Here is a 3139-nt window from a genome sequence, read left to right on the forward strand (position 1 = left end):
CTGTCGCGCGTCGCGGCTGTTGCCGCCGCCGGAGGAAGCCTGCCGTCAGAGGAAGTACGTACCCGGCTCCATGCCGAGCAGGACGCGCCCCTGAACCTCCAGGTTGGCGTCTCGCTGTACCAGGGCGTGCAGCGAGAAGCCCTGGATGTCGCGGTGGAACCGCTGCAGGGCGACCTCGCGCCGGATGACGGAGCCACCGCTGGCGTCGAACAGGATCTGCACGGCCTCCTTGGCGAGTTGGGCGGCGAACGCGGTCTGGCCGCGCACGATCGCCTTCTCCTCGTCGGTGGGCTGCTCGCCCGCGTCGGCGCGCTCCTGCAGCAGCGTGAGCCAGCCCGTCGACAGGGCTTCGGCGGCGTCGATCTTGTTGGCGGCGGTGGCCACCTGGATCTGGGTGAGCGGGTGCAGCTTCTGGTCGGTCCAGTCGGTGTACGTGATCCCACGGCCGGGCAGGCGGTCGAGGAACAGCTCGTACGCACCCCGCGCGATGCCGACGAACGCGCCGGTGACGCCGGAGAGAACGTAGGCGAGCAGCCCGTAGTTGCGTCCGGTGGCTCCCGCGTTGGCACGGTCACCGGTCGCGCTGACCATGGCCTCCTCCAGGGAGACCACGCGGTGGGCGGGAACGAACACGTCCTTGGCGGTGGTCGTGCAGCTGCCGGTGGCGGCGCCCGCGCTGACGTGCCAGTCGTCGGTGACGTCCAGTTCGGAGACCGGCACCAGTGCGACGAGCTCCTCGGTGGTTCCGTCGGGGCGCTCCACCATCGCGGCGAGCAGGTCCCAGTCCGCCCCGCGGACACCGGAGTTGTACTGCCAGGCGCCGTTGAGACGGTAGCCGCCGTCCGCCGGTACGAGGGTGCCGGTGGGCGCGAAGACGATGGACACGCGCGTGCTGCCGCCGGCGAAGACCTCTGCCTGTGCCCGGTCGGGATAGAGCGAGGCGCACCAGGTGCTGGTGAGCCACACCATGGTCAGCCAGCCGGTGGACGGGCAGCCGCGCGCGACCTCCGCGATCACCCTGAACTGGTCGGCCACACCGAGGTCGAGCCCGCCATGGGCCCGGGGCACCGCGGTGCGGAACACGCCCGCCTTGTCCAGGAGCTGGATGTTCTCGTCGGGGATCCACCGTCGGGCTTCCGCGTCCGCGCCGTTCGCGCGCAGCGTGGGGACGATGTCGCGCACGGCGTCCAGAACGGACGCCAGTTCTTCCTGGTCGGTCACTGTGTCTCCTCGGTCCATCGGGTCATCGGTCCATCGGTTCATCGGGAGTTCCCGGCACGGCGGAGCCCCCCTGGGTCCACCAGGGGGGCTCCTGTTGGATCTAGTCGGCGACGAGACCGCTCGAGGCCACCGGGCGGTCGATGGCCATCAGCCAGCGGCCGTCCTCCGTACGGCGGAGCACGTCGGTGCAGTTGCCCTCCAGCCGGACCGGCTCGCCGTCGGGGCCCGTGGTGTCGATCGCGTACTCGACACCGATCAGCGCCACGTCGCCGGCCACGTACGAGTGGGTGACCGTGGCCTTGAGGGTCGGTTTGGCGGCCAGGAACTCCTTGAAGAACTTCAGCCGGGCCTCGCCCCGCAGGGGCTCGCCGGAGAAGTTCGATATCGAGTCGTCGAGGTAGAGGCTGTTGAACAGTTCGCCGTCACCCGAGTTGAACACCTGGATGAAGATCTCGTTCTGGGTGTCGGTGTCGGCGGTGAGGTCGGGGCGTTCCGGGTCGAAGTCGACGGTGAAGGACGTGGCTGACATGGCTTGATGCTTCCCTTCCGGAAGGTGGGTGGGTGACGCGTCGGTGGTCATTCCTCGCCCGCTGCCTGCCGGGCGGCACGCAGGCCGGACTCGATGGCGCCGTCGATGTAGCCGCTCCAGCCGTTGGCTATGTCACCGCTGGCGAAGGAGAGCCGCCCACTGGTGTAGGTGACGTCGGGGTAGAGCTTGGTGAGCTGGCCCGGCTTGCGGAACGCCCAGCCGCCACGCGCGTAGGGGTCGCGGCCCCAGTCGTGCGCCTTCACCCCCAGGACGTCCAGGTTCACGCCGAGTCGCTGTACGGCGCTCCGCACCTGGGAGGTGCTGGTGGGGTCGAGGGTGGGATCGGTGCTGAAGGCGACGTACAGCATGCCGTCGGCCGTCTCCTTGAACGGGAGCAGCATGGGGATCGGTGATCCCCCCTCGGCGCCCTGGCCGTAGACCCGGCCCGCGCCCTTACGGGCGTGGATCCACAGCTTGACGGCGTTCTTCACGGCGACGCCCTGGTCCGAGGCGGTGGTGAGCGCCGCGGGCAGGGCCGGGGAGAACTTGACCGTGTTCAGGGCGTTGACCGGCATCGCGACCACGACCGCCGGCGCGCTGTGCTGCGCACCGGACTTGGTGATCACGTGCACCAGCGAGCCCGACTCGGTGACGGAGGCGACGGGCGAGCTGAGCTGGACGGTCGGTTTGGCCTCGTTGATCATCGCGTCGAGCAGCGCCTTGGTGCCCTTGGCGATGCGCCAGCGCATGGTGTCGTTCCAGCCCTGGTTGGAGTGGCCGGCCAGGGCCCACCACTGCGCGAACATCGTGAACGCGCCCATGGCGCTGGTGCCGCCGGCGTAGACCGCGGTCTGCCCGTTGACGAGGAGCTCCTCCGCGGGCGTGAGGGAGAGCTGGTTGAGGCGGTCACGCAGCGACAGCTTGTCCAGGCCCGTCAGCAGATCGTTCCGGAGCAGCGGCTGGAAGGGCTTCTCGAAGTACGTCTGCGAGCCTTCGAACATGCGGTCGAAGATGGTGCCGATGCGGCCGAAGCCGTCGTCCGGCGTGAACTGCTTCGGGCCGCTCGGCGTCGGCAGCCAGGTGGTCGAGATCGGGGCGTCCTCCTCCAACGCCAGCGAGTAGCGCTTGAGTTCGGCGCCCAGATAGGGCTGGGTCGGCTCGACCCAGGTGCCGCCGCGCTCGATCAGCTGGCCGCCGTAGGTGTCCGTCCAGGTGCGGCCGCCGATGCGGTCGCGGGCCTCCAGGACGAGCACCCTCTTGCCGCGGGCGCGCAGTTCACGGGCCGCGGTGACGCCGGCGAAACCCGCGCCGATGACGATGACGTCCCAGGTCGCCGCGGCAGCCGGGGCCGCAGCGGTGCCGCGGGAGGCGGCCGAGGCGGCCGAGGCC

At 70.2% G+C, this 3139-nt stretch carries 3 protein-coding genes; all 3 read right to left on the reverse strand.

Translation table 11 applies throughout. From position 1 onward, the window contains the following. Nucleotides 1-45: 45 nt before the first annotated feature. Nucleotides 46-1221 carry an acyl-CoA dehydrogenase family protein gene (locus STRTUCAR8_RS07110; RefSeq protein WP_006374842.1) on the reverse strand — a complete coding sequence of 392 codons (1176 nt, stop codon included), beginning with the start codon at nucleotides 1219-1221 and terminating at the stop codon, nucleotides 46-48. 100 nt (nucleotides 1222-1321) lie between these two features. Next, complete coding sequence (locus tag STRTUCAR8_RS07115) at nucleotides 1322-1750, reverse strand: YybH family protein (RefSeq protein ID WP_006374840.1); 429 nt, start codon at nucleotides 1748-1750, stop codon at nucleotides 1322-1324. A gap of 47 nt (nucleotides 1751-1797) precedes the next feature. Then, nucleotides 1798-3139: flavin monoamine oxidase family protein (locus tag STRTUCAR8_RS07120; protein WP_006374841.1), on the reverse strand; the 1342-nt coding region annotated here is incomplete at its 5' end.

Source organism: Streptomyces turgidiscabies Car8, from assembly GCF_000331005.1.
In the GTDB taxonomy this organism is placed as follows: Bacteria; Actinomycetota; Actinomycetes; order Streptomycetales; family Streptomycetaceae; genus Streptomyces; species Streptomyces turgidiscabies.